The sequence below is a fragment of the Methylobacterium sp. WL6 genome, assembly GCF_008040095.1.
Lineage (GTDB): Bacteria > Pseudomonadota > Alphaproteobacteria > Rhizobiales > Beijerinckiaceae > Methylobacterium.
Map to the genome: position 1 here is coordinate 1 of NZ_VRVH01000245.1, position 6,928 is coordinate 6,928.

General features: G+C 71.7%; 8 protein-coding genes. 4 read left to right on the forward strand and 4 right to left on the reverse strand.

The genetic code is table 11. The features are described from left to right. Positions 1 to 208 (reverse strand): hypothetical protein (locus tag FV230_RS22185; protein WP_147843943.1); only part of this gene is annotated, 208 nt, incomplete at its 3' end. Positions 209 to 323: 115 nt separating this feature from the next. Here FV230_RS22185 and FV230_RS22190 point away from each other — a divergent pair. Beyond that, positions 324 to 1,802 carry an MFS transporter gene (locus tag FV230_RS22190; RefSeq protein WP_147843944.1) on the forward strand — a complete coding sequence of 493 codons (1,479 nt, stop codon included), beginning with the start codon at positions 324 to 326 and terminating at the stop codon, positions 1,800 to 1,802. Positions 1,803 to 1,845: 43 nt separating this feature from the next. Here FV230_RS22190 and FV230_RS22195 read toward each other — a convergent pair whose 3' ends face one another. Both FV230_RS22195 and otsB read right to left on the reverse strand, forming a co-directional pair. Next, entirely contained in the window at positions 1,846 to 2,856 is a 1,011-nt protein-coding gene (locus tag FV230_RS22195; protein WP_147728395.1) for a glucokinase, read from the reverse strand. A 77-nt stretch (positions 2,857 to 2,933) separates the two neighbouring features. Continuing rightward, positions 2,934 to 3,683: a trehalose-phosphatase gene (otsB, locus tag FV230_RS22200; protein ID WP_246694953.1), complete on the reverse strand. Its 750-nt coding sequence runs from the start codon at positions 3,681 to 3,683 to the stop codon at positions 2,934 to 2,936. A 107-nt stretch (positions 3,684 to 3,790) separates the two neighbouring features. Between otsB and FV230_RS22205 the strand changes: the two genes are divergently transcribed. Both FV230_RS22205 and FV230_RS22210 read left to right on the forward strand, forming a co-directional pair. After that, entirely contained in the window at positions 3,791 to 4,300 is a 510-nt protein-coding gene (locus FV230_RS22205; RefSeq protein ID WP_147843946.1) for a DUF427 domain-containing protein, read from the forward strand. Positions 4,301 to 4,364: 64 nt separating this feature from the next. Then, positions 4,365 to 5,588: a serine hydrolase domain-containing protein gene (locus FV230_RS22210; protein WP_147843947.1), complete on the forward strand. Its 1,224-nt coding sequence runs from the start codon at positions 4,365 to 4,367 to the stop codon at positions 5,586 to 5,588. A 153-nt stretch (positions 5,589 to 5,741) separates the two neighbouring features. Here the strand turns inward: FV230_RS22210 and FV230_RS22215 are convergent, their stop codons facing one another. Next, positions 5,742 to 6,371, reverse strand: a complete 630-nt coding sequence (locus FV230_RS22215) for a DUF2147 domain-containing protein (protein ID WP_147843948.1) — start codon at positions 6,369 to 6,371, stop codon at positions 5,742 to 5,744. A 169-nt stretch (positions 6,372 to 6,540) separates the two neighbouring features. Here FV230_RS22215 and FV230_RS22220 point away from each other — a divergent pair. Further along, positions 6,541 to 6,928: bestrophin (locus FV230_RS22220; RefSeq protein WP_147729945.1), on the forward strand; the 388-nt coding region annotated here is incomplete at its 3' end.

Consider the following 6,928-nt stretch of genomic DNA (forward strand, 5'->3'; position numbering starts at 1 on the left):
GGTAGGACGAGGCGGCCAGGCCGACGTCAAACTCGGTGAAGCTCATCGGCGCCTTGCGCAGCGCCCCGACCAGCGCCCCGGCGAGCGCGGCCGTGCCCAGGATCGCCACGCGCAGGCAGGGGCCGAGGCGGCGGGCTCCGGAACGGGCGGCCAAGGAATGGCGGGGCGGGAGGCGACCGGTCTTGCGGACGTCGGGGCGAGGCTTCATGGGGAGCATCCACGGTGATGCCGCCATCAAAGCCCGCAACGATGAAAGCTCGGCCGAACCTTTTGTTGGTCTCCGCCGTTCTGAACAGCAGTCTCGAGTCAAGGTAAACACAGTCATGGCGACCAAAGTCGAGACGGCCTCGGGCGAGAAGACGCCCGAGCGCGCCCCCATGGGCACGGTCGTCGACACCGACATCTCGGCGCGACTGGACCGGCTGCCCTGGGGCCGGTTCCACGTCCTCGTCATCGTGGCGCTCGGCATCACCTGGGTGCTCGACGGGCTCGAGGTGACGCTCGCCGGGGCGCTGGTCGGGGCGCTGCGCAAGGCGCCGATGAGCTTCACCGAGTTTGACGTCGGCCTGGCCGCCTCGTCCTACCTCGTCGGCGCGGTCACGGGGGCGCTCGGCTTCGGCTGGCTCACCGACCGCATCGGCCGCAAGAAGCTGTTCTTCATCACGCTTGCCCTCTACCTCGCAGCGACCGCGGCGACGGGCCTGTCGTGGAACGTCTATTCCTTCTGCATCTTCCGCTTCCTCACCGGCGCCGGCATCGGCGGCGAGTACACCGCGATCAACTCGACGATCCAGGAGCTCGTCCCCGCCCGCGTGCGCGGCTGGACCGATCTCGTCATCAACGGCTCGTTCTGGATCGGCGCGGCGCTCGGCTCCTTCCTGTCGATCGTCCTGCTGAAGCCCGAGGTGATCGACCCGGCCTGGGGCTGGCGCGTCGCGTTCTTCACCGGCGGCGCCATCGGCCTCGTGATCCTGCTGCTGCGCACCTGGATCCCCGAGAGCCCGCGCTGGCTCGCGACGCACGGCTACACGGCGGAAGCCGACCGGGTCGTCACCGGCATCGAGAAGCGCTTCACCGACGAGGGCCACACCCTGCCGCCGGTCGACGCGGGCAAGCGCATGAAGCTGCGCACCCGCAGCCACACGCCGCTCTCGGAGGTGTTCGGGACGATGTTCGGCACCTCGCGCCGGCAGACGTTCGTTGGGCTGTCGCTGATGATCGCGCAGGCGTTCTTCTACAACGCGCTGTTCTTCACCTACGCCCTGGTGCTGGAGCGCTTCTACGGCGTGCCCGGCGGCAGCGTCGGCTGGTACCTGCTGCCGTTCGCGCTCGGCTCCTTCCTCGGGCCGGTGCTGCTGGGGCGCCTGTTCGACACGGTCGGCCGCCGCCCGATGATCGCCTTCACCTACGGCATCTCCGCGCTGCTGCTCGCGGGCGCGGGGTACCTGTTCAAGATCGAGGTGTTCGGCGCCTGGGCGCAGACCGGCGTCTGGATGGTGGTGTTCTTCTTCGCCTCCGCCGCCGCGAGCGCCGCCTACCTCACGGTGGCTGAGACCTTCCCGCTGGAGATCCGGGCGCTGGCCATCGCCGGCTTCTACGCGATCGGCACCGGCATCGGCGGCGTGTCTGGGCCGCTGCTGTTCGGCTCGCTCGTCGAGACCGGCTCCCGCGACGCGGTCTTCGGCGGCTACCTCGTCGGCGCCGCGCTGATGGCGGTGGCCTCGATCGTCGGCGGCCTCTTCGGCACGGCGGCCGAGGGGCGGTCCCTGGAGGACGTTTCGAAGCCGCTCGCGGCGGCGTGACGGCTCGTCCCGCGCGCTATGATCTGGCCGGGCGGCGTTGAGATCACGCCCCCCGGCGCCAAACCTGCCCGTGATAGACGAAGGTCTCGCCCTCGCTCGCCAGGGCCGCGAGCCCGGTGAAGGCGGGGTCGTGGACCGTGATGACGCTGGTCGGGATCGCGCGCATCATCGCGGCGAACGGCGCCTTCCGCTCGAAGGAATCGCGGAAGCCGCCCTGCTGCAGCAGCTTGACGATCCGCGGGGCGATGCCGCCGCCGATATAGACGCCGCCGGTGGCCAGGAACGTCAGGGCGAGGTCGCCGCAGACCCGGCCGAGCACGCGCCCGAACAGCTCCAGCGCCTCGGCGGCATGCGGGTCGGAGGCGTCGAGCCCGGCCTGGGTCACCGCCGCCGGCTCGATCTTCTCCGGCGGCTCGCCGGTCCTGACGTGGCGCACCGCGGCGTGCAGGCGGGCGAGGCCGGGGCCGGAGAGCACGGTCTCGACGGTGATCCGGTCCTCGACGCGCTCGAGCGCGTGCCAGACCTTCTCTTCGAACGCGTCGGCGGGGCCGATATCGGTGTGGCCCGCCTCGGTCGAGACGATCGCGAGGCGATCCGAATACGGCACCAGGGCCGCGGCGCCGAAGCCGGTGCCGGGCCCGAGCACGACGCGGGCGCCCCCGGGCGCATGCCCGGTCGGCCCGATCGGGGTCAGGTCGTGCGGCGCGATGCCGGCGGCGCCGGCGGCGACCGGGACGTAATCGTTCACGACGACGGACGAGTCGAGGTCGAAATCGGCGCCGATTTTCGCGCCCTCGATCACCCAGTGGGCATTGGTGAGCTGCACCTTCGGGCCGTCGACCCGGCCGGCGATGGCCAGGATCGCCGAGCGCGGCGGCTTTCCGCCTCCATCGCCCTGCTTGGCCAGCGCCGCGCGGATGGCGCTCGACGGGTCGGGGTGGCGCGCCGTCTCCTCGTGCGAGAGCGGGCGCGGCGCGGCGCCCTTGGAATCGACCACCGCGAACCGGGCGTTGGTGCCGCCGATATCGCCGACGAGGACCGGAAACGCGAACATGCGGTACCCTTTCCCGATCGACGCGGGCCGTCCCGGCCGACGCGTCGCTGTCTGTCCGATGGAGCCGCCGGCGCGGCTCAGGCCGCCCGCAGCGTGTCCGGGTCGATGATCCCGCCCGCCGCCCAGCTGCCAAGCAAGGCGTGCACCGCGTTCGGGTCGGCCAGGCGCCGCGCGGCCGCGGTCTCGCCGGGCCCGATGCGGATGCCGAGGCCGCCATACGCCGCGACGCTGGCGAACGCGATCTCGTCGGTGCGGTCGTCGCCGAGGAACACCGCGCGGCGGCCGGCATAGGGGGCGTGCTCGAGGAAGGCGCGGATCGCGTGCGCCTTGGTGGCCGAGGCCGGCACGATCTCGCCGACCGCCTTCCCGAGCTGGAGCCGGTACTGGCCCGACAGCTCGGTGGCGATCGCCGTGACCGCGGCCTCCGCCCGCTCGGCATCGGCCGGGTTCGCCAGGCGCCAGTGCACGGCGACCGAGGCGCCCTTGTCCTCGATCAGCACCGCGTCGAGGTCGGCGACCAGGGCCCGGAGCCGAGGCATCCGCGCACGCAGCTCCGGATGGTCGTCCGGGCTGCCGCCGGTGAGGACGCCGTCGACCCGGCGCTCGACCCCGTGCAGCCCGGCGACGTCGAAGGCGGCGGGTGCGAGGAAGTCGTCGATCACCGAGACCGGGCGCCCGGTCACGATCGCCAGCGCCCCGTCGAGCCGGGCGTGCAGCGCCTGGAGCATCGGCACCAGCCCGGGCTCGACCCGGACGAGGTCCGGCCGCGGCGCGATCTCGACCAGGGTGCCGTCGAAATCGAGGAAGAGGGCGATGGGCGTGTCCAACGGCGGCGCTCCGGGCTGTCGGGTCGGGGCTAGCACGCCGCGCGTTTTCGGCAAACGCATCTTCGCGGCGCCCTATGTTTCGGACGAGACGAACCGAGGACGACGCGATGCATCCGACCCCATCCCCGACGAAGCCCGGCGAGGAGAGCGTGTGGGCCTATCCGCGCCCGCCCCGGCTGGAGCCGGTCGCCGCGACGCTGAAGGTCGTCCTCGGCGGCCGCACCATCGCCGAGACGCGGGCCGGGTTTCGCGTGCTCGAGACCAGCCATCCGCCGACCTACTACTTCCCGCCCGCCGACGTCGCCGAGGGCGTGCTCGGGCCGGCGCACCGGGCCGGGATCTGCGAATGGAAGGGCCGCGCGGTGCTGTTCGACGTGACGGCGGGCGGCGCAGCGATTCCCGGCGCGGCTGTTCCCGGTGCCGCTTGGGCCTATCCCGATCCGACGCCGGATTTCCGCGCCATCGCCGGCTACGTCGCCTTCTATGCCGGCCCGATGGAGGCCTGCACCGTCGGCGGCGTTCGCGCGGAGCCGCAGCCGGGCGGCTTCTACGGCGGCTGGATCACCCCCGGCATCGTCGGCACGTTCAAGGGCGGGTCCGGAACGATGGGCTGGTGAGCCTCGGGAGCTGTCCCGCCGCCCCAGGACCGCTACATCGGGCGCCGGGAACAAGGAGCACGGCATGAGCGATGCGATCGACGGAAGGCCGCAGGACGTCGGCATCGACCCGGGACGCCTGGAACGGATCGACGGCTGGATGCGCAGCCTCGTCGCGGAGCGCAAGCTCGCCGGGTTGTCGGTGAGCGTGGCGCGGCGCGGGCACACGGTGTTCCAGCGCGCCCACGGCCTCGCCGACCTCGCCCGCAGGACGCCGTTCACCACCGACACGGTGACGCGGATCTACTCGATGACCAAGCCGCTGACCTCGGTCGCGGTGATGCAGCTCTACGAGGAGGGCCGGTTCCAGCTCGACGACCCGGTCGCGCGCTTCCTCCCGGAGTTTTCCGAGATGCGGGTCGCGACCGGCGGCAACCGCGCCAAGCTCGAGACCGAGCCGGCCCGCCGCCCGATCACCATCCGCGACCTGCTCACCCATACCGGCGGCCTGACCTACGGCTTCATGGAATCGACCCTGGTCGATGCGCTCTACCGCCAGCAGGGCGCCGACTTCCTGCGCCCGGATGCGAGCCTCGCCGAGGTGGTTGCGACCGTGGCCCGGCTCCCGCTCCTGTCGCAGCCCGGCGAGGCGTGGAACTACAGCGTCTCGACGGACGTGCTCGGCCACCTCGTGGCCGTCGTCTCGGGGCGCGACTTCGCGGATTACCTGCGCGACGCCGTGCTCGCGCCGCTCGGGATGATCGATACCGATTTCTTCGTGAGACCCGAGAACATGGGGCGGTTCGCCGCGAACTACGTCTACGACCGCACGCGCACGCTGACGCTCTACGACGACGCGGTCGAGACCCATTTCGCCAAGCCTCCGGCGATCGCCGGCGGCGGGGGCGGCCTCGTCTCGACGGCCTCCGACTACCTGCGCTTCTGCCGGTTCATCCTGAACAAGGGCGAGCTCGACGGCGCGCGCCTGCTCGGGCGCAAGACGGTCGAGCTGATGACGATGAACCACCTGCCCGGCGACCTCGCCGCGGTCGGCACGCCGCGCTTCGCGGAATCGTCCTATCACGGCATCGGCTTCGGGCTCGGCTTCTCGGTGATGCTCGATCCGGCCAAGGCCCAGATCGTCGGCACGCCGGGCGAGGTCGCCTGGGGCGGCATGGCCTCGACCGCGTTCTGGGTCGATCCGGCCGAGGAGCTCGCGGTGGTGCTGCTGACGCAGCTCGTCCCGTCCTCGGCCCTGCCGATCCGAAAGGAGCTGCGGGTGCTGACCTACGCCGCGCTGACCGATTGACATGGGATCGAGGCGCGGGGGAGCATTCTCGGGCGAGGCGGATGCCCACGCGCGTGAGGATAACGCGACCACACGACGAAACAGAGCGTCTCCCGTGATCCAGGGATCACGGGAGACGCTCTCGTGGTCGACAGCGCCTTCGTTCTGCGGCGCCTATTCGTCGGCGGGCGCGGCCGCGGGCGGCGTGCCGGCGGCCGGAGCCGGGGCCGGCTTCGCGCCGGGCTTCGCCGCCGCGGGCTTGGCGGCCATGTATTCCGGATCGGTGCGCGGGCCTCCCGGACCGTTCGTCGGCCCGGTCATCTGGCCGGCGACCACGTCGGTCACGCGGTTCCAGGTCTGCGACTTGCACAGGAAGGCGATCAGGCAGCCGCGGACGGTCAGCTCCTCCGGGGTGTCGGACCAGATCGTCACGTCGTAGGACTTGCCGTCCTCGGAATTGTAGATCTTGCCCTCGTAATGGGCGTCGGCGTTCGGCTTCAGCCCCATGATGAGCTGGTGGCCCAGCGATGCGCGCGTCTGCTTGCTCGCGTCGGGGTTCTTGAAGTCGACCCGCGGCTGGCCCTTGTCGTTGAGCGGCACCTTCAGCCACACGACGTAGCCGCACAGGCTCTTGTTGCTCGGGCCGCACTTCTCCACCCGGATGCGGGCACGCCCGTCCTCGGTAAGCCACGTGCCGCTCGGGTCCGCGGGCGTCGCCGCGTGCGCGATGCCCGAGAGCATGGCCAGCGCCATCGCACGCCCGGCCCAGGCGCCGATTCCCGCGCCGATCCGTCGAACCGTCATACCCACTACTCCTTCCGCGCGCCCGCGCCGTGGCCTTCGCCCCGCCCGCGTGCCCAATCTCTGGGCCCCGCCATCCGCTCGGAACATGACGGGATCATGGCCGTGCCTCGGCGCGCCGTGCCGCACGGCCGATGACGGGAGCGACCCGCTTCGGCTAAGCCTGCCATCCATGATCGTTCGCCCCCGTCCCAACCTCTTCGCCATCCTGTTCACCCTGCGCGGCTCGATCCTGCCGCGGGTGGCGCTGAAGGTCCTCGGGCTGACGGCCTTCGCCGCGCTGGTGGTCGCGGTCGAGCAGCGCGTTCCGGAACGGTTTCCGGTGACGGCCGGGATCGGCCCGTTCACCCTGATCGGGCTGGCGCTCTCGATCTTTCTCAGCTTCCGCAACAACGCCTGCTACGAGCGCTGGTGGGAGGCCCGGAAGGCGTGGGGCGCGCTGATCGTCGAGATGCGCGGCTTGAGCCGGACTCTGGTCGCCCTCCTGCCCGGCCCCGAGCACGATGCGGTCCGCCGCACCGGCCTGCGCCGGCTCGCGGGCTTCGGCCACGGCCTGCACG